Raw genomic sequence first — 26,421 nt, forward strand, 5'->3', positions numbered from 1 at the left:
TCCGCTAACCTGTTTGTCTGGTAAAGTTAGAGATATTTTTCAAATACACTTTCGACTCGATTAAGGAAGCTCGCTTTTCCTTTCAATAAGTGAACTATAGACTACATCCTGGATTTTCCGACGCGTGCGCTGCGTAGTAATAGCCGTGTTTTCAGGGTCTGGATTGACGCGGTTGGAGAGAAAAATAAATACCAGATCTTCTTCCGGATCGATCCAGACCATAGTTCCCGTAAAGCCCGTATGACCGAATGAATTCACAGACGCCTGTGGAGATACGTAAGAACTGTTTCCATCATTCGGTGCTTTGTCCCAGCCCAGGCCGCGGTGGTGGGATTCGTCATAAACCCTCGAAAAAAGTGGAACGGTCGCATTCTCGAAATATCTGCGTCCCGCATAATTTCCCTTCCAAAGGTTCATCTGGAACAAAATAGCAAGGTCACGCGCCGTGCCGAAAAGTCCCGCATGTCCCGCAACGCCGCCCACAATGGCCGACATCTGGTCGTGCACAGTTCCCTGTAAAAGCTGGTTACGAAAACGGTAATCCTGCTCGGTAGGCGCAATTTGTTTTTCAGAAAAACGGCGCAGCGGATTGAAACCCAGATAAGCCAGGCCCAACGGTTCGTAAATGTTGGCCGAAACAAAAATGTCGAGCGGCTGACCGGTCACTTTTTCAACGATCTTCTGCAATGTAAGGAAGCCAAGATCGCTGTACAGATAACCATAACTTCCCGACCTGTCTTTGCGATTGTTCATCGGCGATTCCACCACCCATTTCCAAACCGAATCACGCATTGCGCCTTTGGCAAAAAGCTTTGGGGCAACTTGCAGATAATAGGATGTATCCGCTTTGGAACTATAATATTCGGGAAGCAGGCCGCCTGCACTGGTTTTAGTCCTGTCCCAAAGCGGCGGATAAAACGAAACCAGGCCCGATCTGTGCAAAAGCAAATCCCTGACCGTGAAATTCTGCTTGTTAGTGCCCATCAATTCAGGCAAATAAGTGGATGCTTTTTGGTCCAGATCAATTTGTTTGCGGTCGTAAAGCAGCATAACAGCCTGCAATGTAGCCGAAACTTTGGTCAGTGAGGCAAGGTCGTAAATGGTCTCCGAAGTCACACGGTCTGGTGTGCGGTAACTTAGGGCGCCGAATTGTTTGTCATAAATGATCTTTCCTTTTCTTGACACCAAAACCTCACAACCCGGAAAAACGTGATCATTTACAGCCGCTGTTGCCAGCTCATCGATCCGTTTCAGTGAACTGCCGTCCATACCCACGCTTTCAGGCGTTCCGAAGGCGATCCGGTTGATGGTAGTCGTGGTCACGCCGCTTCCGGCTTTGTATGAAAGTACAGAAACAGGAAGGCGGCCCTGTGATTTTAAGGCGCCGAAAATGATTTGCGGCACAATTTCCTGCTGATCCTTCCCATCCTGGCTTGCGCAGATCAACGCATCGGTTTCAGGGAAAAACTGAATGCTGTAAGGCGTCCCGAACAAGCATAGGATCACTTTTTTGTTTTGTAATTTCAATTGATTTACAAAATCCACCATCCCCGTCGTAACGCCGTAATTGCTTTTGGGATTGGACGTTATGCCGTGCACATCTACGATTACTGTGTTATAATTGGACAAATAACCAATCATTTCAGCGATCTGCGCCTGTGAAGTCGGTCCTTCGTAGAATGTGTAGGAACGCATCGGTTTGTAAGTTGAAAGCATTTTCTGGAACGCCACGCTGCTTCCATCCCCGATGCTTACAGAAGCCATTTTATCATCCATTACCGATCCGATCGGCAGCAGATCATTGTTATTTTTAACAACTGTTACCGACGCCTCGCACAGTTCGCGATAGAGTTCTTTGCTCTTTTCGGTGTTCAGGTCGGCGTAAAGATTATTGGTGTCAATGGGCTTGTACTGGCTCAATCCTGACCAGTATTTAGCCTGCAAAATGCGTTTTACCTTATCGTCAATGATCTTTTCGCTGATCCTTTTGGAATCAATGGCGTCTTTAATCTTGGCAACGGTTTCGGCAATGCTTTCTGGATAAAGGAGAATGTCGTTTCCGGCGATCAATGCTTTTAGATTCACTTCCGCGGCCTTCCCGGTTTTCAAAACACCGCGCATGTTCATGGCGTCCGTAAAAACCAACCCGCGGAAGCCCAGATCCTTGCGCAAAAGACCGGTAACTACTTTTTCAGACAGCGAGCTGGCCAGATTTGGGGTGCTGTCCAATGCGGGAATGAACAAATGACCATTCAAAACGCCCATCAGACTGTCCGCGATCATCGCGCGGTAAGGATAAAGATCCGTTTCGGTAAGCTGGTCTATGGAATGCGTGAGAACGGGCAATGTAAAATGCGAATCCGCATCCGTATCGCCGTGGCCGGGGAAATGCTTGGCGGTGGCAATGATCTTGTTGTGCTGCAAACCTTTCATATAAGCAATCGCCTTGCGCGTCACATTATCGCGGTCCTCGCCAAAGGAACGAATGCCGATCACAGGGTTGCCTGGATTGCTGTTAATGTCCGAAACAGGCGCAAAATTGATCTGTATGCCCAAACGGCTGCATTGACGGGCAATGTCGCTCCCCATTCTGTAAACGAGTTCGTCGTCCTGGATCGAGCCAAGCACCATTTGTTTTGGAAAAGAAATCGTGCTGTCGAGGCGCATACCCAGGCCCCATTCACCGTCGATGCCGATAAATAACGGAATGTTGGAATGCGATTGATAGCGGTTTGTGAGCTGCGCTTGTCCTACCGGGCCGCCCTGGAAGAAGATCAGTCCACCGATATGGAAGTCGCTGATCAGCCTGTCAATGTATTTATAATGTGATTCGTCGCGATTCGAGAATGTGGCCACCATGAAAAGCTGGCCGATTTTCTGTTCAATCGTCAAAGAGTTTAATGTGCTGTCAACCCACTCGTTTTCAGGCAGAACGAGCACCGGGTCAAGCCTTTTCCTGGCTTTTTTCGCAGGTTGCTTCACAGTTTCCGGCAATGCGGTAACGGGTTCTGTAAAAACGCGTATGCGCTTCCAGGCAACGGAAACCATTGAGGTTAAAATGACCAGAACGACCACACTTACAACTAAACGAAACCGGCTTAACAACCAATTTTTCATACTCCGAACTACTGATTTTAAAGAGGGAATGTTAGGTTACCTGAATTTTGCACTGCTCAAATGAATTTATCAAAGGTTACAGTAATAACAAATTGCGGTCGGAATAAATCCGAAAAAAAGTTGTTTTAATGCAATTCTAATATTTAATGCGTGCGGATTCTGACTTTCGATTTCACGTCAAAGCAAACATTAGTGCGTCAGGCTCCTGAAAATTTCTTCGAGCGAATCGCCCGTTTTTCGAAGCTCATCTAATGTGCTGTCGCTCACCACTTTTCCTTTATTAATAATGATCACGCGATCACATAATGCTTCAACTTCCTGCATAATGTGGGTTGAAAAAAGCACCGTTTTGTCCTTCCCGGCATTACGGATCACTTCGCGGATTTCCTGTATCTGATTGGGATCCAGGCCCGTAGTTGGTTCGTCGAGGATCAGCACGGATGGATTATGCAAAAATGACTGCGCAAGTCCCACACGTTGCCGGTAACCTTTGGAAAGCTGCCCGATCTTCTTGCGCTTCTCTGCTTCGAGGCCGCACAAGGCAATAACCTCGTCCACCCGCGTCCGTAATTCCGCGGATTTCATGCCATACAATTTTCCTGAAAATAGCAGGAACTCGCTTACATACATATCAAGGTAAAGCGGGTTGTGCTCTGGCAAATATCCTATTGTCCTGCGCGCTGGCATCGGCTCCTCAGACACGTCATAATCAGACACTTTCGCCGATCCTTCCGAAGCTTTCAGGTAGCCCGTCAATATCTTCATCGTCGTCGATTTCCCCGCCCCGTTAGGTCCCAGGAACCCAACGATCTCTCCTTTCTTCAAACTAAAAGAGATCCCATCAATCGCACGCTGCGTCCCGTAGAGTTTGGTTAGGTTGGTGACTTGGATGGACATTTTTTAATGTTGAATGAGTGAATGAGTGAATGACTGAATGTGATTTTATTCGCTCATTCAGTCATTCACTCATTCAAAATTAATTCTTATACCTTCAAAAATAGCTTATTCCGGAACAAAAGATACATAAATGCCCATTGAACCATGATATAGGCGATGACTTCTCCTACGGCTTCGATGGTGTGGGGGAAGTAACTGAGTATGCCGCCAAAAAGTGCCTGGGCTGTGTAATTGAAGTTGATAAAGCTTCCTACCATGTAAATCACGATCGAATTCATCCCGATTACGACAAAAAACAATGTCCATTTACGGTAATTCAGCACGTCCACGATCCAGTAAAACAAGGCCAGCAGCAATGTACTGAACCCGCCGGCGCAAAGCACGAACGAACTCGTCCACAGATTCTTGTTAATCGGGAAAAAGTAATCCCAAACGACGCATACGAGCAGGCTGATAATGCCCGCAAAAACCAGGTAAACGACTTTCGTGTTTTTTGAAATAATTTCTTCACTTGTCCGCAAAAGCTCACCCGCAAAAATTCCCATTAACCCCGTTGCAATGGCCGGAATGGTAGAAACCAGGCCCTCAGGATCGTGTATCGTCAAGTGTAACCGTCCCGGAATGATCATTTTATCAATGTAGCTGGCCGGATTGCATTCAATAGTGAGCAAGCCCGCGCCGCAGCCCGGAACCGGATAAAATTTCATAAACAGATAGTAACCAATCAAAATAGCTGCGAACCAGATCCAGCGCGTCCTTTTTTCGGTGTATAAATAAATGATCTGAGCAAACATTCCCGCAAGCCCGATCCGCGCCAGGACGCTTGGGTACCGCATGTTTTCCCATTCGGTTTGAAATAAACCATTGTTGTAAATGACGCCCAGTAAAACCAGTGTCAGTCCGCGCTGAACAACTTTTTTGATCAGTTCCGAAGGCGGGACGCCTTTTTCCAGTCGGCTGCCCAGGGAAAATGGGGCGGAAACACCTGCCATGAACAGAAATGTAGGAAAGATCAGGTCGTAGGCGCGGAAACCGTTCCAGTCGGGGTGGGTGAATTGATGCGCCATAAAAATCGCCCAGGACCAGCCGGTTACTTTTGCGAGCACTGCGAAGATTTCTTCGCCTCCTGAGATCCAAAACATGTCAAAACCACGCAATGTATCCAGGGATAACAACCTCTGCGGCGCAGGACTATCTTTCATTTGATAAAGAAGGGTAAGGAGAAATAAAATTTGGTAAAAAGGGCATAGTTTGGAATAAAATATACTGGTACTTACTGTAAAGATTGCAAAAAATACTATTTATACTTTCGGGCAAAACTACATTTATTTGAAAATACATATAAGTCTTGTGCAGGATTATATATCAATGCTCCGGCCTTGCGTTATAAGCATCAATATTTTCAACCCATTCATTCACCCCATGAAAAAATTATTAATGCTGGGCCTTGTGGCCGTAACGCTGTTTTTCACCGGCTGTGCCACTTCCAACACCGGAAATGGCAACGATAATGATGAAGCTTACCGCAGCGAAGAGCCCGTTACCAACAGCAAACTCAACAACCGTCGCCTCGAAAAGAACCTCGACCGCTTCGCCGAAGAGCTCAATCTCAGCAAACGCCAGCAAAAACAATTAAAGAAAATCGACCGCCGCTACGCCCGCATGGACCGCAAACTGTCCAGAAACGACGAAGCGAAACGCCGCGATCACAAACGACTAGCCGAAGAAAAAAGACAAGAAATCATAGAAGTCCTCACCCCCGAGCAACAACAAACATTGCAGGCTCTGGCCAAGAAGGGGAGGTTCAGCTTGGATCAGATTTTCGGGAAATAACACGCAAATCCTTAATTATTATGGTTTTTAGGGATTTGAATCCTTAATTATTATAGTTTTTAGGGATTTGAATCCCAAAATATTATGGTTTTAAGGATTTGCTTAACGCAACCCATCCAGCCAAGCCTCCACAGTAGGCCCGGTCATATCGAACAAGATTCCGGGAAGTAAACCCAACAAAATAGTCAACACAACCAGGGGAAGCAGCATCGCTGTTTCCCTTTTTGTTAGGTCGGAGAGGACGTGGAGGCTGCCGTTTTTGTACCAGAATGCGCCGAAGAACATGCGTTGGTAGGTCCAGAGGAAATATGCTGCTGCTAGTACAATGCCTAATGTCGATAGTGCAGGAATCCAGACTGGCAATGCATCGGACTGGAAGGCGCCCATTAATGTGAAAAGTTCTCCTACGAAACCTGAGAATCCGGGAAGTCCCAATGATGCAAAAAACGCGATGCCGGTGATAATGGTGTACTGCGGCATGACGGCGATGAGGCCGCGGTAATGGTCGATGCGGCGGTCGTGGGTGCGGTCGTAAACCACGCCGGTAAGGATAAAGAGCATTGCGGAAAGAACGCCGTGACTGACCATCTGGTAAATGGCGCCATTAATGCCCTCGGCCGTGAATGCGGCAATGCCGAGTAATACAAATCCCATGTGAGAGACCGAGGAATAGGCGATCATTTTCTTCAAATCGGTTTGTCCTAACGCATTGAATCCACCGTAAATGATGGAAATCATGCCTAATATGGCCAACGGAACGGCACTATACTGCGCCTCGAACGGGAAGAATCCATCCACGATCCGGATAAAACCGTAACCGCCGATTTTCAAAAGAATCCCAGCCAGCACGACCGAAATAGGCGTTGGTGCTTCCACGTGGGCATCGGGCAGCCAGGTGTGGACGGGAACGACAGGCAATTTCACCGCAAATCCAATGAACAGGAACCAGAATGCGAGCAGACGCAATGGAATGTTGCCGATCAGATATTCGGAAGCGGTGCTGAGCAGTGAGCCGGGAATGTAGTTGTTGGGATCGGCGAGATAGGCGAACCGGAAAGTGTGGACGAGCTGCTCAGGCGCGATTTTGCCGTCGATAAGCCATTGCTGCACCTGTAAAATAAGGTCGGGATGAATGGGATCTTCCAGGCCTAAAATGCCCACGACTCTGGCCGTTTCCAACGGATCGATCACCGACAAGTACAGCGCGATCATTACAATCAGAATGAGTAATGATCCGAAGAATGTGTAAATAAAGAATTTCAATGCAGCATATTCACGCCTCGGACCGCCCCATAAGCCAATGAGAAAATACATCGGCAGCAGCATGAATTCGAAAAACAGGTAAAAAAGGAAGAAGTCCTGCGCCAGAAAACAGCCGATTACGCTGCCTGTAAGCAATAAATACAATGCGAAATATGCCCTGGATTTCTGAATAACATTCCACGAACTGATCACCCCTACAAAAAGCACGATCACGGCCAGCAGCACAAGCGGAAAGCTGATGCCGTCCACGGCAAGCGCATAATCGATCGAAACCACACCCAATGCGCCGATCGGCAAGGTGATCCAGTCGGTAACTTCGCTGAGCTGGTGTCCCGGGTTTTGATTGTCAAAAGAAATATATAACAGCACCGAAATGATGACTTCCAAAGCCAGCGCAATCAATGCGATGATCCGGAAGTTTTCAGGTTTTTTGGCCGGCCATACAGCCACAGCGGCTGCGCCCAGCAATGGAATGGCAATTAGTAATGTCAGTATATGATCAATCATTCAGCATTAAGTTAAAAATCATGGCCGGTGCGTTGTTTTACAGGATTACCAACCACAATATCAATAAAAACACGCCCATGGCAGTCACAATGAAATAAGACTGGATCTTGCCATTTTGTAAATTACGGACTGCCTGCCCGCCGGATTTAATCGAAAAGACCAGCAGATTCACCCCGCCATCCACAAAAAACCGATCGAACCAGCCGATGAGGTGACCCAGGACAACGCTTACTTTGGCGAGCCGGTCAACAAACGAGTCGATGACCCGCTTTTCGAATATTTTCAAATGTTTGGTAATGAATGCAAAGGGAATAATGAAATATTGGGTGTTGGAATAGTCCCTTAGCCAAACCAGTTTTTGCAGCGCATTCGGAGCATTAACAGCATTTAGCGTATTGATACTGAATGGGTTTTCTGATTTAATTTCTCTGTAAGCCAAGAAAATGGAAACTAAAGTTGTCAAACTGGCCACAACCGGCACCCAGACTAAATGCGCTTCTGCGTGTTGTCCTATGAATGATAAAAACCAGCCAGCTGCGTCAAAAGGATTCCAGGAGAACCAGATGAAAACGGACAGAACTGCCAAAACCGCCATCGGAAGCCACATAATGGCTGGCGATTCATGCGGGTAAATGCGTGTGGCATCAAATCTGTTCTGACCAAAAAATACCAGCCAGATCTGCCTTGTCATATAATAGGCTGTCAGGCCGGCTGAAAGGATGACAACAATGGGGAAAATATAAAACAGTGCGCCCAATTCTCCTGCCCACAAAAAACCTTCGGTAATGATCGCGTCTTTGGATAAAAAACCTGAAAAAAACGGCAAACCGGCCAATGCTGCGGCACATACCGAAAAACAAATGAATGTAACCGGTAATGCTTTGCGCAAGCCGCCCATTGTGCGCATATCCTGCAAATCAAAATCAGAACCAAGGTCGGCCGGTGTTACGGCGTGAATGACCGAACCGGCTGAAAGGAATAATCCAGCCTTGAAAAATGCATGCGTGGCCAGATGGAACAGGGCAGTTTGCCAGCTCCCGAAACCCACTGCAATGACCATTAATCCTAGTTGTGACATCGTGGAATAAGCCAAAACGCGCTTGATATCCCAAACCTGAGTGGCCTTAACAGCCCCGATAAGCATGGTTATGGTGCCAATGATCGTGATAACCAGCTTTGCATCGAATGTGAGCAGAAAGGAGATTCTTGCCAATAAAAAAATCCCCGCAGCAACCATTGTGGCCGCGTGGATAAGAGCGGAAACAGGCGTAGGACCTTCCATTGCATCCGGTAGCCAACCCGAAAGCGGAAATTGCGCCGATTTTCCCATGCAGCCGCCGAAAAGGCAAAGGCCGATGGCGGTCAGGATTCCAGGGTTTAGCGAGTCAATTTTGAGGGAGAGCACCTCAAAGTCGGTAGAACCAATATAGTAAAACAGCATTAAAATGCCCGTCAGGAATGCTGCGTCACCGATCCGGTTAAGCACAAACGCCTTTTGCGCAGCCCAAACAGCCCTGGGTTTGAAATACCAAAAACCGATGAGCAGATAAGAAGAAAGCCCCACCAATTCCCAGAAAATATACATTACCAGCAAACTGCCCGAAAGCACAATGCCGATCATGGAAAACAGAAAGAGCTGAATGAATGCGAAATAGCGATGTAGGTTATTGTCGCCATGGAGGTAGGCCGTGGAATATAGCTGCACAAGCAACGCGACAAAGTGCACGATCACGAGCATGATGCAGGTTAGTGCATCAAAACGAAGTGGAATGTCAATGGAAGTGCTGCCAATTGTGAGCCAGTGAAAACTGACGATGTGTAATGATTGCGGATCTGCGTATAACAAACTGATTATCAGTCCGGCAGCAGTTATGAAGGCTCCCGCGAAACCTGCTGCTTTATTAAAACTTTTTCCAGCGAGCCAGAGCAAAAGAAAACCCGTAAATGGCAATCCCAACAGCAGACAAGCAGGTAAAAAGTATGCAGAATCGGGCATAGATGCGGGAATTCGTTTGTTTCGGCAAATATCCTGAATTCGCGGCCGAATTCAAACAATGCTAGATGTCTTTCTCAATCTCCTCCACTTTGCCCGGTCCATGGATCACTTCGAGCAATTCTTTGAGGTCGTAAGTGGAGCGGTTGTAGGAGTTGCCAAGCACAATGATCACCGCCTCGTCTTCCGGGCAAACCCACAGCATGGTGTTATAACCTTTCCACCAGCCGCCATGGTAAATGAAGCGCGGTGTGTTGTCCTCTTTCGTATGCATACGGAAGCCATAACCATAATTCCGGATGCCGGCGCGCTCGAAACTGCGAGGTTTGAATGCTTCTTCAAGGAGTTTTTTATCCAATAACAAACCTTGGGTCAGCCCATTATAAAATCTATAAATGTCACCCGTTGTCGAATACAGCCCTTTATCTCCGACCACATCGTCGTAATAATCCTTTTCCAGTTTGCGCCCGAACTGGTGTCCATCCGTCCTGAATTGCACAGCCGCACTGGACGTGTCGGTTACCAGGAATGTGTTCATCATGCCGAGGGGCGCAAAAATCTGGTCATACAGATAAGTGCCGAAATTTTCACCCGATACTTTTTCAACAATGGCGGCCAGCACGCAATAGTTTGTGTTGCAATAATTAAATGACCTTCCCGGGCGGTTGTAAGGCGTAGGAGTAGGGACGACTTTGGCATACCAGTCCATAATATCCAGATTATCAGGATACTTTTTGCCATGGCGCACGCTATCATCAAAAGAATAAATGTAATTGGGAAGTCCGCTGCGGTGGCTTAGAAGCATATCCAACTTCACGCCGTGATAAGGGAAATCAGGAAAAAACCGCTGCACCGAATCATCCAGGCTAACACGTCCTTCCTGCACAAGTTTAAGGACGGCAATGGCCGTAAAAGGCTTCGAAAGCGAGGCAAGCTGAAACCTCGAATCGCTGGTCAATGTATCCTTCTTTTTTAAATGGGCAAAACCAAAGGAATCCTGGTAAAGCACTTGCCCTTTCTGAACAATGAGCACATTACCATTGAAACCAGCCCTTTTTTTACGCCTGAAAATATCTTCAATTTTGGCAATTTTTGCCGCTGTGGCTGCATCCGGATTTTTTACAGGAACAGGGTCCAGTTTGGAGACCATCTTGCCATCGACCAAAATTTCTTCCGGCCCCGACTTCTTTTTCCGCACCAATCCCCACGAAATGACGAGGATAACCAGGACAGCTAATGCCGCCCACCACACTTTCGGCTGCACTTTTTTCAACATAGGCTTCAAGCCATTTATTTTCATCAGAACGTCGCTTTCCTAACGATGAATCGCAGGCAATTTTTATACTTAAGCAACACAAATTAAGCGCACAATATTTTACGGAACTAATACTTTCGCATGTTCTTTAATGCCATTTTTTTGATAGCATAATAAATACAAACCCGGCGAAAGTGCCTGAGCCGGAATTAAATCAACGGATCCCAGCATATTAATTTCATGTTTGGTGACTATACGTAAACCAGCGAAACTAGTGAGTGCTAATGATTCGGGATCTATGTTTTGCCCAAAAACGCAGATCTTCAAGGCAGAGGCTGGGTTAGGAGCAACATAAAAGGAGGCGGTTTCTGATTGAACATTAACATCCGCCTGAGCCGAATATACAATGTTGCCATCCGTGTCCGTCATGCAAAGCCTGTAATGGTTGGTTCCGGCGGCAGGCATTTCATCCAAAAATTCGTAACGCGTCCTGCCCTGCGTCTCGCCACTTGCAGCCAGCCGTGCGATTTCTGTGAATGTGTTAAAGTCGTTGCTGCGCTCGATGCGGAATTCCTTGCTGTTCTTTTCCCAGGTCGTTTCCCAGGAAAGTAGCGCTTTACCTTCCTTCGCAGTTGCTCTGAAAAATGTGAGATAAACCGGCAGGACAATTGCCAGCACATCTCCGTTCACAATGATCTCATCGAACCATAATGTGCCGTAAATGCTCGTTGGACCGTAACTGTAAACCCGGAAGGTAAATGTGTTCTCCGAAAGGTTATTAAACCCCGCAGGGACCGTAAATGTGTAGAATTGGCTCGGATTAACCAATGTAGAAGCCGTAAGGTCGGAGGAGAAGCCATCCATGCTCGTTCGGATCTTGAATTGTTTTGGCCCGTCGGGCGAGCGCCTTAACCTCAGGGAAATGCTGTTAATATTGTATTTAAATGATTTGGCAGTGAATGCAAACTCCATATAGCGGCCAGCCGAAAAGGAATTAGGCCAGGGCCGCACTACATAAGCCGCGACCATCGCGCCGCCAAGCCCGTAACCGCCATTGAGCGCATTGGTGTTCCCGCCACCCGCCAGCACGGCGTCAACAGGCACGAAGTTGGCATGATTGGAAACGCCGCCCTGGGTGTAATCCATCGACCATTTGATTTTGAATGCTTCCTGGGAAGCGCCGTTTGAAACAAAAAACAGCATCATTGACCAGGTCAAAATGATGCTGTTTCGAAAAGAATTGAAGTCCGTTTTCAAGTGCGTGAAATTTAAGATTTACAGTATTTACTTTATTGATACGGTAAATTTTGAAAAGGTCACGCGGGGAAGTGGGTATTTTTTTCGCTGTTGGATTGCTTGCTGTAATTGCTTGCCGCCATTCTTGACAATCAGGTTGTTACCAGAGCCGTCGGTGACTGACGAAAGCCGATTGCCGAGGTAAGTGTAAGTCAGCTTATCGACAGCGGCGCCAGCCCTTATAAGGTTCGTAATGTTGTCATTTTTGTTGTAGGTAATGCTCTTTTTTGTATCCAGATAAAAAACCTCCAACGCCCGCATGGCATTGAAAAACTCTCAGATAAAACAAAATCTTCTTTATAATAGACAACCTGATAAAGGCGGCTAAGCTTAAAAATATTGCTGCGCTATAAAACAGCAGAACCCCAGATCATCTGGGGCTTTGCTATGGGTTATGTAATTTCCTGATGTAGATTGCCCGCACGCCTAAAGAAAAAGAGAAGCAAAAACAAAAGGCTAAAAATTCCATTATACACCCCATTTATCAAATTGGTTTGAGATGCCAACCACGTATATAAAAAGTATTCGGCTATCAAAATCGCAGTTATTATAAGTGCCAAGTAAGCCCATTTTTTTACCCTAAGGGAAAGATATAGCGGAACAGAAAAAATCAACATGCATACCACAGGCAAGAATAAAAATAGCCACAGGTAATAAAACAGGTCGTCCCCATTTTGAATCTCATCCACTCTCAGCAGTGCATAATTGTCATTCTTGAACATCAGGAGTATATAGAATGCCACATACTTGACTAACCAAAAAGACAAAATATTAAGTATTGAAGGCTTTGCCATGGCTATTTTTTATATCTGGTATGGAATGATGGGGTAGGTTTCAGAGGAATAGATTCAGTAACAATACTTCCTCCTGTGCCGTTATCGCCAGAAACCGTTCTTCTCTCATAGCCATGAGTCCCCTTAAATGAAGGCTGATTATATTGAAACAACTGCTTGCCATTAACAGATAACGTGGCAGAAGGAAAAACATCGGTAGCAGCGGTAACAGAAAGATTATTTCCTGATAAATTTAATTGAAGTTTTTGGGCAACGTTTACAATATCATAGCCCATTACACCCAAGCCAAATGCTTCGATCGGAGAAACACTTGCATGCTGTTCGAAATTTAGATTAGTACCACGAAATCCAATTTTATTTTGATCATTACCTAAGCCTGGAAAATAGTCGTTTGCCGTACCCAACGGTGTTTCTCCAACTTTTACAGACTTTGTAGCGGTAAGACCTGTTAATTCTCCGTATGCATTTTCGCTTCCAGCTAATGTTACAGTTGACGTTAATTTATCACCTACCGGAGCGCTACCACCAGGTCCATCAAACGTACTATTGATATAGCTGTTGAATACAAAGCTCAATGATTTTCCCAAATAAGTTTCGCCTTGCTTGGTTGTAGCCTGGGAGTTTGCGTTTTTGCCCCAATAAATACTACCATCCTGTTTTTGCACAAAATCAAACGCCCCATTCGGATCAACCCTCAGAATAGGATTATTCTGCACGTAGTTGTATGGTGAAAGCCATTCCCGCTTCTCCGCCAAAGGATCCACAAATCCCCAACGCCCAATCTCTGGCATATACATCCTCGCGCCGTAATCCAGATACCCGCTACCCACTTGCAACTCCTTATTGTTGTAAAGATAACGATTCACTCCATTTCTCACCGCTGGTGTCTGAACCGGGTTATTCCTGTCAATACTCAACCCAAAAAGGCAATATGCTGTATAACAAAACAGGCTCCGGTTCCGGAGCCTGTTTTGTTATTAGTTATCAGTCTGTTTAGGTTCTAAAATACTTTCATCAAACCAAACATCTTCAAAGTCATTAGCTACCATAAAGCGCCATCCTGGCCCCAGTCCTAAGTATTTCGATATATTGGGCACCCAGTTTTCAATATGTTCGATATGGAGCGGAACAAAAAAATCATCATCCTGAGATAATTCTTCTCCTGCCCAAATATACCACCCTGTTGTGTTACCCTCAGGGTTTATTCTCAATCCATTTATGGGAAGAATTCCATCTTTTACATTTTGGGAGATACCCACTTTAAGATGTAAAGGGGATTCTAAAAAAGCAGACTCATACTTCTCACAGATACCTTTTTGCTGGTTTATTATCTTAGTCCAATCCATTTTTCTTCTTTTGTTCTCGTGAATACCTTGACATTTCAGCACCCTGTTTTGCTGAACATGTAGGGCATTGTGGTTGTACAGCATCTACACTTCGCATATTTTTCTTGTCAATTGTACCCGTCTCATAGTGTTCTTTAACAAGAGGACGTTTGTGATCTGCTACCATTTTAGTTCCAGTAGTTCCGCAATCTACGCATGGTTTACCTTGTACTGATGCTCGTTGAGCATTGGTTACTGAACCGCTAGGTCTCTTATACGCTGTAATCTCCGATGCAACTTCTTTTCCCGCTTTTACAACCTGAGATTCTACACTGGTCTTGGAAAGCAAATTCCCAGGATTGGCCGGGCTTGAACCCGCAGTAGCTAACAAAGCCACATCACCGACCGCATTTACTGCTTCTCTTACCTGTCCTGATAGGGAGTTGTCAACGGCTTGCCTGCTGATCTGGGTTTCAAAGGTCTGATTTCCGTTGCCATCCACTTTATAGCCTGCCCGGATATCGGATCTAAACCACCTTGCCCCGGTATTAATGATCGCATGTTTGGTATCAAAGAACGCGGTAGCTGCCAGTCTTGCGATCAGGAAAGGGTCATCACCAGGCCCGTCTGGGTAAGTACCATTAGGGTCGCTCCGCAAGATAGGATTATTCCAGCCGTATTGATAAACAGATTGACTTTCCTGCAATTCACTTACAGGATCCACCTGCATGAACCGTCCAATTAAAGGATCATAGAAACGAGCCTGCAAATCAATATACCCTGTTGCTGCCTGTGTTTCCTTACCCAGGAAGTTGTACCGGTTAACGGCATTACGTGCGGCAGGTGTTTGAATCGGACTATTTCTGTCGATCTCTAACCCAAACGCATAATAATCCGTCTTCTGTAGAACCTGTCCTTCTTCGTCAAACACAACCCGAACATTACCCAAATGATCCTTCAAACTATATTCAAATGCCAGCTTGTTGTCCCGGAATACGGATTGGCCTTCTGATAGGGCTACTCTGTAGAGCTTATTTAAGGCTGCTATTTGCCTGTATTCGAAGTTTCCGGCGTATTTCAGGATCAATGTGTCCCCTGCGTATTTGTGTTTGCTTCCGTTTGCATCGTAATCGTATGTGAATGTTTTAGCTGCGATTTTGATGGTTTTGGGCAGGTTCAGATAATTGTAGATAAGCGTCGCGCCACGATTGCCGTCGCTGGTGATGTTGCCATTGTCGTCATAGGCATAATTACAACAAACGCCCCCGGATGATCAGGGGCGTTTTGCTATTACAGTGGGTAATCACACTTCCAAGGGTACGTGAACAAAGAAGGGTCTATTGCCTGCTCACGTAAAATACCTATTAAATCAGCTTCCGAACCAGCAAAAATCTGCACTTGATTTTGCTTGTCTTCTTCAGAAAAATATTCATCTACCAAATCCTCGCTTAGCTCAAAAGCCAATACTGAATATTTGTATGTAGCTTCTCCCCAGGGGGATAAGGGGTGGGTAGGCCCTGCTTTGTATATTGCAGCCCACCGCCGCCTGCAACCTGGTAGCCTGGGCTGCAATTCAGCAGCAATATGCTGCCCTTCGTAGTAGAGTCTGTTCCAGACTCCTTTATCAAAATTATCCATTAAAGTTCCCTCCTTATGTATACCCAAGCTTCCATGCAGTCCAGCTTTGAGAAAGGCTCCTTTGTATAAATGCATAATTCTTCAACTTTAGAGAAGTTAATGTCTGCCAAAACTTGTCCTGCAACGTCACTAATATTCTCATAGTCTTCTTCCGACGGCTCACGATCTAAATAATATATTATTTTAAATTTTACATCACCTTCATAACCAACCGCAATGCCACGAATAGATGGATAGATCTCCCCTAAAAGAGCCCGTTGTATCGAAATCAATACTTCTCTTCGAAAATCAATGTTTTTTGTCATCTTTTTTTTAATTAGGTGCCGCTGGCACAATATGAACACCCGTTTTACTATTGATGATCATTCCCTTTGTAGTAGGCAATGAAACTCCATCTTTTACAAAGCTTCCAATTACTTTACCAAAGTCAACTCTCGTCTTGGTCTCATTGACTACTTGGGAAGTAACAACTCTTCCTTCGTGAAAGGCGTCTAATAAATCTTGCGCATTCTCCTGTAAAATACTTGCGCCTGGTTTAAGATTGTTGTGTCCCAAGATGTGCTTACCTTGTTTTCCCCAGTGGATGACTTTGGAGATTGCATCCTTGAAGCTCTTAATAGATACAACCTTTCCAAAACCGCCATCGGGCGGGGTTCCCATTCTCGGAGTCATCCTATTGAGTAGGATGCCATCACTGCTTACTTGCCTGCCATCGCCATAAGTACGGTTGCCGTTCCAAATCTGGTCGGCCCAACCTGTAAAACCTGACACCGGCGCCATAGCCTGCGAACCAGAGGGAACCGATGTAGCAGAGTTGGTTTGCCAGTCGCTACCCGTCCAAGTCCAAGAGCCATATTGATTTGTTACGATAGCACCTTCCGCATAGGTCTTTTTTGCTTCGTCGCCTTGCGGACAAGTAGGGCAGCGGCCATCTGGATCAGTCCAATTTATCGGGTTGTCGAAAACATAATTATATGGAGACCCACCCTCATAAATTTCGCTCATCGGATCCACAACTCCCCAACGCCCAATCTCTGGCATATACATCCTCGCGCCGTAATCCAGATACCCGCTACCCACCTGCAACTCCTTATTATTGTAAAGATAACGATTCACTCCATTCCTCACAGCAGGTGTCTGAACCGGGTTATTTCTGTCAATACTCAACCCAAACGCATAATAATCCGTTTTTTGCAAAACTTGTCCTTCTTCGTCAAACACAACCCGAACATTACCCAAATGATCCTTCAAACTATATTCAAATGCCAGCTTGTTGTCCCGGAATACGGATTGGCCTTCTGATAGGGCTACTCTGTAGAGCTTATTTACGGCTGCTACTTGCCTGTATTCAAAGTTTCCGGCGTATTTCAGGATCAATGTGTCCCCCGCGTATTTGTGTTTGCTTCCGTTTGCATCGTAATCGTATGTGAATGTGTTAGCTGCGATTTTGATGGTTTTGGGCAGGTTCAGATAATTGTAGGTAAGCGTCGCGCCGCGGTTGCCGTCGCCGGTGATGTTGCCATTGTCATCATAGGCATAATTACTGACGCCGTTTTTGACGCCCAGGTTGTTGCCGGAGCCGTCTGTGACTGACGAAAGCCGATTGCCGAGGTAAGTGTAAGTCAGGTTATCGACGGCGGCTCCTGCCCTTACAAGCGTCTTAATGTTGCCGTTTTTGTCATAGGTAATGCTCTTTTCTGTATCCGGATAAGCGTTAAGTCCGCTGGATCCTAAAAACCTGTTGGCACCGTCATAGCTGAATGTGAGCCCTTTGCTGAAATTGGCTTCGTCTTTGCCCAGCCATTGCATCTGACTGATGTTGCCATTGGTGTAATTTGCACCATTATTATAGGCGAGGTTGAAGCCGTAGTAGGGAAGGTCCGGTCCATTTACGTCCTTTTTGTAGGCTGTTTTTCCTTCTGTCAGCCAGCCGCGGATATTATGGGTATAATTTGTCCGAAGCCTGAATTTCGTGCCATCTTCGGAATGCAGCCATTTACTTTGCAGCTGGCCCAATGTATTGTAGCGCTGTGCCAGCGTGTAAGCTTCTTTGGTATTTGCGCCGCTGATAATCTTCTCTTTAACGCTCAGAAGCCGGTCTGAATGGTCGTAGGAGTAAGTGGCCAGATGCGAGTGGGTAACATTGCCTGCCAATAGTTGCTCTGTTTTCTGCTCGGAAATTATAGGAGCGAGATCATACTTGTATTGAGACGAAACCCTTTCGATGCCTCCCGCTCCCAAATCGGAAAGTTCACGCGTGGCCTGGATCGGGCGATATTCCGCATCATAATAGGTAACGGTTGTAAGCCAGCCTCCTGCCGCTCCGCTGCCCGGCAGCATCCTAGTCCGGCTTCCGGTGACTTGCGATTTTACACTTAGATTGGCAGATGGGTAATAAGCAGCGTTATAAGATAGGTTGGCGGCTTTTGAAAAGGCGTAATCATCATAAAAGGTAATGTTTCGCAAATTGGCTTCCGTCGCATTTTTAGGCGCCGTTTTATCAAGCGTATAACCTGCATTTATACCGTTGTTGCGATCTTCGTGATGCTGTGTGTTTGCATCAACTACAACCGACCAGTCGGTTCTGGCTAGCGCTGAGGCAATTTCACCGATGAGGATTGGTCTGTTCTGCGCATCATATTTAATAAATGCCCAAACATTGCGGATTTTCTGATTGGCGTCCCTTGACATAACCAGCCTGTCATACTGGTCATAAGCGAATTCGGTCATGCCCGAACCAGGGACTTTCCTGACGACCATTCTTCCGCGTTCATCGTAGTCATACGTAAATGCATAATCGGTTAATGATGCTACATCCTGGAAACCAGGCTGTAGTACTGCCCTTAGCAATTTCAGATCATCGTAAACATAGTAGGTGGACAATGTGTTTCCGGCCGCTGCTATAACTTGCCGACAGATCGTCTGCCCGAGCAGGTCAGTGAATTCATTGGTTACATTACCCTGTTCATCCGTGTTGTTGATGTAGGTCAATGCCCCGGCTGCATACTGGCCCACTTGTACGATTGTATTGGCAACAGGGTCATAATCATAGCGATTGATCTGGTTGGTGGCGTTGGTTTTGAGCCTGACCACCGAGCTGACGCTTTTATTGCCCGGCGCACGCTGGTTGGTGATGCGGCTCGCAGGTGAGGTTTCGTAAAGTGTTTCCTGGTAAGGTCTGGCCAGATCGGCAGCTTGTAACCCGGCAGAATTGGCATTGTACCAGGCCGCAGCATCTGCTGGGGCATTGCTTTGGTAAGCACCATTTCCAACAGAAACATAGGGTAGATATTGCCTGGGCTGCCTGCCTGCCGCATCAAACTCATTGGTGTAAACCAAATCTTTACCTAACGGGCTCTGTCCTACGAGAATATTTTGAAGCGGGCGACCAAGACCATCCAAGTATTGCACTTCTGTAGCCACCTTGCTTACATCGTTTATATCAGCTCCGGATTGCTTGTAGATGCGAGAAATGACATAATTACGACTATTTGTTTGCTGTGCTTTTACTGGTCCTGACAAGAGAAATGCCAGGAGCATGTATTTTAAATAATGATTCATGTGCTTGTTTTAAGAATTTATAGTGTTGTTTTTGAATGGTCACTGTTTCATGACGCGATGGGTGGAAATGCTTCCATCTGTGCAGGTGATCTGGACCATGTAAAGGCCGGACGGGAGTTTGGAAATGTTGATGGCCCTGGCCGGTGCCGATTCATGCATTAATGTGCCGGAAGTGTCGAAAATGCGGATGTTTGCAATCTTACCCAGGTCGTCAGTCAGCACATTTAAATTTTCACCAACGGTGATAGGGTTCGGATAAAGCGCGATGTTAATAGCCGTGTCAAAAACGACGCTTTGGAGGCGGCTGTAAGAAAAAGTGCTGTCATTGTCCACCATTTTCAACCTGTATAGATTCTCGCCTTGCAGCGGACTGGCATCTGTGAAGAGATAGGTTTTCAAAGAGTCGCTCGTTCCCATTGCTTGCTGCCATCCGATTGTGAACCAGTTTTTTCCATTCTGGCTGCGTTGGATGTCAAATCGTTCACTATTGGTTTCACTCGTAGTGGACCATTTTAGGATGGTTTTCTTTTCTTGTTTAGAAGCAAGGAACTCTACCAGGGTCACTGGCAAGGCTTGCTCGGCCAAAAGTACGAGGCCACTTGCCGCAATGCTGCCTTTGGGGGCCAGCGCCGCACATTCAACGACCTGTCCTGAATAGTTGTAGCAGTAAGACTTTCGCACAGTGCCGCCCGCGTTGCCGGTGCGGACGCTTTTTAGCCGGTTAAAATCATCGTATTCATAAAAAAGCGACTTTGCATTTGCGTCAGTGCTGCTTTCGATTCCAATAAGAGGTTTATGATTATATGCTGTCGATTGCGCTAATGCGGAGCCTTCTGCAACAGTTCGTGTTTTTAGTAAATCCACCTTTCCTAATTCAGCCGGGCCATAATATTCAAGTTTGGTTATCGATCCATTGCGCTCCTTGTATGTCTGCAAGTTGCCCCTGCTGTCATAGGTAAGAAATTCCAGGTCGGTTGTCATCGACATTGGTTTTGCCGTCCCAATACCGCTTTCTACTTTTTTGGGTAAATAAAATCCATTGAACAAGTCAAATTTGACATTTCTAAGGGTTAATCCCACGGGTGCCAATTCAGGGCCGGTGTATTTAAACACGGAAGTTGGTGCTCCAATGAGGTTTTTCGCAGTCATTGCAATGCTGATTGCATCGTTCTGGTTGGAAGGGTAGGTAAACGCTGTTTTAATTTCTTTTCCCTTACTGTCTGGCTGGCCCTGGATATGCAACTGCCCGTTCGGCCAGTATTGATAGGACCGTGTTGCAGACACAACATTCTGTAAAGGGCTGTCCTGATCGTAGGTAACGCTTACATGCTGAACAGGCAGAAATTTCTGCATATTGATAAAATAGGCCGTTCCCTCGTAGCAATAGGTCCGGGTATTGCATAGCGTCGTCAGTGCGGTTTTTACTGATCTCGCAGAATAGTCTGCAATGTTGCCCACAGCCTCATATTGATAGGTCGTTTTCGCAACAGGAGTGCCATTCTTAGTGTAAGTTTCAAGTGCAAGCAGCTTGCCTCTTTTGAATGCGTTGCTGTTGTAAGGTTGGTAAGGTGTTGATCCTGGTTGGATAAAACCGGTTGGAGCGGAATCCGCATATCCGTTCTCGAAATTGCTGTAAGTATGCACGTTCCAGCCGTCCGTAGAAGCCCATTCGATGACGTTCGTATAGCCAATATGGGCACCTAGGCTGTTTTCTGTGGCTGGTAGTACAGATTGTGTTGAAAAAATTTGCTCGGATACAGTTGCATTGGGCGCATCCGGTTTGGGCATGTAATTTGGCCAATAGTACTGAGTTTTCCCGCCTAGCACTCCACTGGAAAGCAACGATGTGGTATCAGCATTCGCCGGATCGAAACCTGACAGATAGTAATACTTCTTTTTCACAGGAGGATTTGCGGAGGCGGGATCATAGCTGTGAATCTCTTTAATACGCAGACCACCAGCCACTTGATTTGTTGCAAAAGCATCCACACCTTCCCAGCGTTTCAGTTTCACTTCTTTTGCATAGGTGTGCGGTTCGAACCAGAACTTCGTAATGCCACTTGTCGGGAATTTGATCTGGGTAAGCGAGCCCAACCTGTAAATATTCTTGTTTACAGCTGGCGTGCGATGCGTATTTCCATAGCTAGCAACTGCATTGAAATCATTGGCGACGTCGATCGCTTTACCATTATAGAATCCCCAATGATCTGTGTGCGATTTGCAATAACCGGGTAGGGAAAGCCCTTGCGCAGAAAAGTAGAAAAATTCATAAGCGGGGAGCTTGCTTGCATTGTAGCCTGATTTTTCCTGAACTTTTTGAAGCATTAACCGCTCAGTCGCTACATTATTATAGGTCAATTCAAATTCCTTCACAATGCTTCCACCGCCGTTTGCGATCTGAATTTTGTCCAGCTTCCGCCATTTCAACTTGGCCAAAAGCTGCGTCAGGGACTCTGCCGGATTGTTACAAAGACTTTGATTATAAACAGGATAATAGCAATTGTGCAAAAAAGTGAGAAAATCGAGCTTGCTGCCGCCAGCATTCACGAGCTTATTGACATAAGTTGTAAAAACGTCATCTGTGTAGCGCAGCTCGGTACTTTCGCTGGAAATAAATTTGACTTTGAAGTTGTCAGAAACAATTTCTTTGAGATAAATAGGAGAGATAAGCTTGCCATTATAGGCACCGTATTCATTTATAAGTGAAGACCAGTTACCACAGCCAAAAAAACCGCCACCATTTACACTGGCAGCTTTATTGAAAATAGAAAAGTACATTTGCGCAACAAAACTGCCTCGCTCGTAACTGAAATTGATAGATTGGCCTGTGTGTCGGGTTATGGATTTAAGGTGCCAGGAATTGCAAATCCAGTTTGCTTTTCCCTGATTAAAGAAATCAATGCTGAACTCCATATTGGCCGTTGAGCCGCCAAATTCATACTTTGCCCCACTTTCATCTGTAATGTAAAAGCCCTGCATTGTGGGATTGTATTTGCCATTATTGATCTGATTCCACAAATTACCTGTCCAGTAAGGCGGTTTGAAAGGAATGTCGGTCAAAATGGAACTAATCAACTCAACTTTTACTGCCTGGTCACAAAAAACTTTCCACTGGCCGTCATGACCCATCACAAATTTTCCGCTGAGCCCGGGCGCGTTAAAACTGAACTCATCGGGTTCCATGTCAAATGAGGGTGCATTAAATCCCAGGTTTTCAAGTTTTGCTGTTGCGGCCCAATCCGCTGCGCCAAAATTCAACGCATTTCTTACCGGCGCGTGTAAGTAGCCAGGCTCGGAAGGAGAGCTCGGAAGACCTTCGTCAGGCGCATCTTTGACTGTACGTATCACGGCATAATGGGTGGATAAGCCCCAGTTCATGCCTGTCCAGCCTGGGTGTATATCCGGACGGACTCCTGAGGCATCGTAGATCAGTGCAAGCGGAAGTGAAACGGGACCGCTTTCCAAGGTTTGAAGCGAAACCGTTATTTCTGGTTTTCCTGTAAAAAGGGACACTTCAAAATCACCGAATATCCCCAAGTGTGAATTATTAGGGCTTTGGACAGTTTTGGGAGGTTCAGGGATTTGAGAAAAAGAGGGGAGGGCGAGAAAAAGCCCGGACACAATATTCCAGGCACATTTCTTAAATCTGTCGGGTAACTGCATGAAAAAAGCTACGTTTAAATGAACAAATATTTCTATTGCCCATTTAGACGTAGCTTTCAAAAAAGGTTACTACACTGCTATTTTTTCGGTGGATATCAATTATTTGCCGGTAATGATATATGCATTGAAGTATGATAGCTCGTATGCCAATCTTTTAGTTTCTATTAAAATTCTGCGCTTTTTGGATAACGTGGGAATGGAATCACGTCCCGAATGTTGCTCATACCTGTCACAAACAGCACCAAACGTTCGAATCCAAGTCCGAAACCGGAATGCGGTGCGGTTCCGAATTTACGTGTTTCGAGATACCACCACAGGTTTTCGGGATCAATGCCTACTTCTTTCACGCGACCCAGCAGCTTGTCATAATCCTCTTCACGCTGACTTCCGCCGATGATTTCGCCGATGCCGGGGAACAAAACGTCCATCGCACGAACCGTTTTACCATCCTCGTCCAGTTTCATATAAAACGATTTGATCTCCTTCGGATAGTTGGTAAGAATAACCGGTTTTTTGAAATGTTTTTCCACCAAATAACGCTCATGCTCGCTGGAAAGGTCGATTCCCCAGCCGACTGGATATTGGAATTTCTTTTCTTTATGTGGTTTTGATTTTAATAAAATTTCAATGGCCTCCGTGTAAGTAAGGCGCTCGAAAGGATTATCCACCACGAAACTCAGTTTTTCAAGGAGCGGGATCGAGCGCTCGTTTTGCGGCTTGTTCTTATCTTCTTCTGCAAGCCTGTTTTGCAAGAAATTCAGATCGTCTTTGCAGTGGATCAATGCATAAGTGATCACTTTTTTGACAAAATCCTCTGCCAGGTTCATATTATCTTCCAGCTCGAAAAATGCCATTTCAGGCTCAATCATCCAGAATTCCGCCAAATGCCGCGTCGTATTAGAGTTTTCGGCACGGAATGTTGGCCCGAATGTATAAATTTTGGAAAGCGCCATCGCTCCCAGCTCGCCTTCAAGCTGGCCCGAAACCGTCAGGTTAGCCTCTCTTCCAAAGAAATCCTCTTTAAAATTGATTGCGCCTTCTTCTGTTCTTGGCAACTTATTGAGATCCAATGTCGTAACCCGGAACATTTCACCCGCTCCTTCCGCATCTGAAGCCGTAATAACGGGCGTGTGCAGATAGAAAAATCCACCATCATTGAAATATTGATGCACCGCAAAAGCCAATGCATGGCGAATGCGCAGGATCGCGCTGAAAGTGTTGGTACGGGGGCGCAAATGCGCTATTTCGCGTAAAAATTCGAGTGAATGCTTTTTAGGCTGCAAAGGAAAAGACTCCGGATCAGCCGTTCCGTAAACCAGAATGTCGTCGATCTTCACCTCGACAGCCTGACCAGAGCCTTGTGATTCAACAAGTTGACCAGTGATTTTAAGGCAAGAACCGGTGGTAACCGTGCTCAGCAGTTCAGCAGAAAACTGGCCGGGCTCAGCCACAGCCTGAATATTATGAATGGTGGAACCGTCATTCAACGCAATGAAAATCGCGTTTTTGCTCTCACGTTTTGTCCTGACCCATCCTTTTACTGTAACGGACTGGTTTTCAGGAGAAGTCTGTAAAATGTTTTTAATCTGCAGCGGTCCCATTTTCTTTTTGGTTCAATCTTATATTTACTGAATGCTTGTGAATCCGGCTTTCCGAATGAGGCGCAAAATTACAAATTACCCTACGAAAACCTATTCCGCGCGCCTAACTTACTTTTCTGCGGGAACTGACTCTTGTGCAGACTGGTTTTCAGCGTAATTTTGTCAGTTACATCCGGATTAAAGACACTCTGCCTTGAATAATCGAATCGCACTCATATTATCTGTAGTATTTCACCCGCTGATCCTCACTACTTATTTGTTCGCCCTCTTATTTATCATTACCCCTGATCTGGTCGGCGTGAGTGCTTTTGAGCTGCCGGCATTGGGCAGCTTGTTGTTGCTTTTGTTTCTGAACACATTCATTGCGCCTGCATTGGTCGTTTATTATTTCCAAAAAATGGGCATTATCAGCACTATGCACGTCGATGACCTTGCAGAGCGCAGGCTGCCTTATCTGGCCTGTATCATTATCTATGGCATTGCCACTTATCTTTTTGGCTGGAAATTGCAACCCATCGCCGAACTCGCCCCACAAATTGCGATCATTCTTGGTGCGGCCACGATTTCGTTGCTTATTGTTACTGTTGTTAGTCTGTTTTGGAAAATCAGCGCCCACGCAACCGGCATAGGTGGTTCCCTAGGCATGCTTACCGGCCTGCTCATCCGCCACGACGAAGCGCAACTGCTTATTCCACTGATATTTACAGTCCTGATCGCCGGCTGGCTGCTCAGTGCGAGGCTGCATTTGAATGCACACACACCCGCACAAATTCTGGTCGGCGTTATTTGCGGTGTTTTTGTGAGTAGCCTCACCGTCTATTTTTTCTTTTGAGAAAAAACACTTCACAGCCATGTACCAGCACATTATTTTCGAAAACGCACGTGGCATCGTCAGGATCACGCTGAACCGGCCGCAGGTTTACCATGCACTAAGCCCTGCATTGATCAACGAAATTACCATTGCCGTTAAAGCAGCCGAAAGCGACGAATCCGTTCGCGCCGTCATCATCACCGGCGAGGGCGACAAGGCATTTTGTTCCGGCGCAGATTTGAAAGAAACCGCAGGCTCAGGGCAGGGTGCCGGTGAGATTTTGCGGGAATATTATAACCCTATGATCCAGGCCATCCGGAATATTCCAAAGCCCGTGATTTGCAGGCTCAACGGTCTGGCAGTAGGAGCGGGGTGCTCACTCGCGCTGGCCTGTGACGTCGTCATTGCGCGTGAAGACACTTATTTAAGCTTATTATTTGTTCAAATCGGCCTCATGCCCGACGCCGGCGCTACCTTCTTCCTGCCTCGCTTGGTCGGCGCCGCCCGCGCTTTCGACATTGCATCCACCGGCAGAAAAGTCTACGCCCCGGAAGCCGCCAGCATCGGCCTCATCAGCAGATGCGTGCCCGCAGACGAGCTGGACGCAGAAATCGAGAGGACCGCTGCTTACTACCGTGATGCACCCACGCAAGCCATCGGCGCCATGAAGCTCGTCATGAACGAATCTTTTCATTCCAATCTGGCTCAAATGCAACAACACGAGCTCGAAAACCAGGAAAGATTATTCAAAACCCACGACGCCCAGGAAGGAATTTCTTCATTTTTGCAAAAGAAAAAGCCTGATTTTCAGGGTAAATAAAATTCTGCAAATTTTTTTTCAGCATTTTTTGCAATCTACTATTGCTC

General features: G+C 46.2%; 19 protein-coding genes. 3 read left to right on the forward strand and 16 right to left on the reverse strand.

The window, feature by feature from the left end:
* Positions 1-60: 60 nt before the first annotated feature.
* The 3 genes from L0660_RS00040 to L0660_RS00050 all read right to left on the reverse strand — a co-directional run bounded on the left by L0660_RS00040 (position 61) and on the right by L0660_RS00050 (position 5,216).
* Positions 61-3,117 carry a glycoside hydrolase family 3 N-terminal domain-containing protein gene (locus tag L0660_RS00040; RefSeq protein ID WP_235156723.1) on the reverse strand — a complete coding sequence of 1,019 codons (3,057 nt, stop codon included), beginning with the start codon at positions 3,115-3,117 and terminating at the stop codon, positions 61-63.
* Positions 3,118-3,306: 189 nt separating this feature from the next.
* Positions 3,307-4,014, reverse strand: a complete 708-nt coding sequence (locus L0660_RS00045; protein WP_235156724.1) for an ATP-binding cassette domain-containing protein — start codon at positions 4,012-4,014, stop codon at positions 3,307-3,309.
* Between the two features lie 86 nt (positions 4,015-4,100).
* Entirely contained in the window at positions 4,101-5,216 is a 1,116-nt protein-coding gene (locus tag L0660_RS00050; RefSeq protein WP_235156725.1) for an acyltransferase family protein, read from the reverse strand.
* Positions 5,217-5,436: 220 nt separating this feature from the next.
* On the opposite strand from L0660_RS00050, the gene L0660_RS00055 reads away from it, so the two are divergent.
* Positions 5,437-5,847, forward strand: coding sequence for a hypothetical protein (locus tag L0660_RS00055; RefSeq protein WP_235156726.1), 411 nt, complete (start codon positions 5,437-5,439; stop codon positions 5,845-5,847).
* Between the two features lie 102 nt (positions 5,848-5,949).
* Here L0660_RS00055 and L0660_RS00060 read toward each other — a convergent pair whose 3' ends face one another.
* The 13 genes from L0660_RS00060 to asnS all read right to left on the reverse strand — a co-directional run bounded on the left by L0660_RS00060 (position 5,950) and on the right by asnS (position 24,743).
* Positions 5,950-7,617: a NuoM family protein gene (locus L0660_RS00060; RefSeq protein ID WP_235156727.1), complete on the reverse strand. Its 1,668-nt coding sequence runs from the start codon at positions 7,615-7,617 to the stop codon at positions 5,950-5,952.
* A 37-nt stretch (positions 7,618-7,654) separates the two neighbouring features.
* Positions 7,655-9,613 (reverse strand): NADH-quinone oxidoreductase subunit L, encoded by a 1,959-nt coding sequence (nuoL, locus tag L0660_RS00065; protein ID WP_235156728.1) that lies wholly within the window; start codon positions 9,611-9,613, stop codon positions 7,655-7,657.
* Positions 9,614-9,674: 61 nt separating this feature from the next.
* A complete protein-coding gene (locus L0660_RS00070) occupies positions 9,675-10,910 on the reverse strand; it encodes a serine hydrolase (protein WP_235156729.1) in 1,236 nt (411 codons plus the stop codon).
* A gap of 75 nt (positions 10,911-10,985) precedes the next feature.
* Positions 10,986-12,122, reverse strand: coding sequence for a T9SS type A sorting domain-containing protein (locus tag L0660_RS00075; protein ID WP_235156730.1), 1,137 nt, complete (start codon positions 12,120-12,122; stop codon positions 10,986-10,988).
* Between the two features lie 27 nt (positions 12,123-12,149).
* On the reverse strand, positions 12,150-12,422 hold the full coding sequence (locus tag L0660_RS00080) for a hypothetical protein (protein ID WP_235156731.1): 273 nt from the start codon (positions 12,420-12,422) through the stop codon (positions 12,150-12,152).
* 535 nt (positions 12,423-12,957) lie between these two features.
* Positions 12,958-13,833: an RHS repeat-associated core domain-containing protein gene (locus tag L0660_RS00085; protein ID WP_310589618.1), complete on the reverse strand. Its 876-nt coding sequence runs from the start codon at positions 13,831-13,833 to the stop codon at positions 12,958-12,960.
* Between the two features lie 99 nt (positions 13,834-13,932).
* Positions 13,933-14,301, reverse strand: a complete 369-nt coding sequence (locus L0660_RS00090; protein ID WP_235156732.1) for a hypothetical protein — start codon at positions 14,299-14,301, stop codon at positions 13,933-13,935.
* Complete coding sequence (locus L0660_RS00095; RefSeq protein ID WP_235156733.1) at positions 14,288-15,367, reverse strand: RHS repeat domain-containing protein; 1,080 nt, start codon at positions 15,365-15,367, stop codon at positions 14,288-14,290. Before L0660_RS00095 ends, L0660_RS00090 begins: the two co-directional genes overlap by 14 nt.
* 203 nt (positions 15,368-15,570) lie before the next feature.
* Positions 15,571-15,918 (reverse strand): hypothetical protein, encoded by a 348-nt coding sequence (locus L0660_RS00100; protein WP_235156734.1) that lies wholly within the window; start codon positions 15,916-15,918, stop codon positions 15,571-15,573.
* Positions 15,918-16,223 carry a hypothetical protein gene (locus L0660_RS00105; protein ID WP_235156735.1) on the reverse strand — a complete coding sequence of 102 codons (306 nt, stop codon included), beginning with the start codon at positions 16,221-16,223 and terminating at the stop codon, positions 15,918-15,920. The genes L0660_RS00100 and L0660_RS00105 overlap by 1 nt, the downstream gene beginning before the upstream one ends.
* Positions 16,224-16,230: 7 nt before the next feature.
* Positions 16,231-19,479, reverse strand: coding sequence for a DUF6443 domain-containing protein (locus L0660_RS00110; protein WP_235156736.1), 3,249 nt, complete (start codon positions 19,477-19,479; stop codon positions 16,231-16,233).
* 39 nt (positions 19,480-19,518) lie between these two features.
* Positions 19,519-23,142 (reverse strand): T9SS type A sorting domain-containing protein, encoded by a 3,624-nt coding sequence (locus L0660_RS00115; protein ID WP_235156737.1) that lies wholly within the window; start codon positions 23,140-23,142, stop codon positions 19,519-19,521.
* A gap of 164 nt (positions 23,143-23,306) precedes the next feature.
* Complete coding sequence (asnS, locus tag L0660_RS00120; protein WP_235156738.1) at positions 23,307-24,743, reverse strand: asparagine--tRNA ligase; 1,437 nt, start codon at positions 24,741-24,743, stop codon at positions 23,307-23,309.
* A 193-nt stretch (positions 24,744-24,936) separates the two neighbouring features.
* On the opposite strand from asnS, the gene L0660_RS00125 reads away from it, so the two are divergent.
* Together L0660_RS00125 and L0660_RS00130 are read left to right on the forward strand one after the other, a co-directional pair.
* On the forward strand, positions 24,937-25,575 hold the full coding sequence (locus tag L0660_RS00125; RefSeq protein ID WP_235156739.1) for a hypothetical protein: 639 nt from the start codon (positions 24,937-24,939) through the stop codon (positions 25,573-25,575).
* A 19-nt stretch (positions 25,576-25,594) separates the two neighbouring features.
* Positions 25,595-26,374 (forward strand): enoyl-CoA hydratase/isomerase family protein, encoded by a 780-nt coding sequence (locus L0660_RS00130; protein WP_235156740.1) that lies wholly within the window; start codon positions 25,595-25,597, stop codon positions 26,372-26,374.
* The last annotated feature ends 47 nt before the right edge of the window (positions 26,375-26,421 follow it).

The organism is Dyadobacter sp. CY351 (assembly GCF_021502625.1).
Classification (GTDB): domain Bacteria; phylum Bacteroidota; class Bacteroidia; order Cytophagales; family Spirosomataceae; genus Dyadobacter; species Dyadobacter chenhuakuii.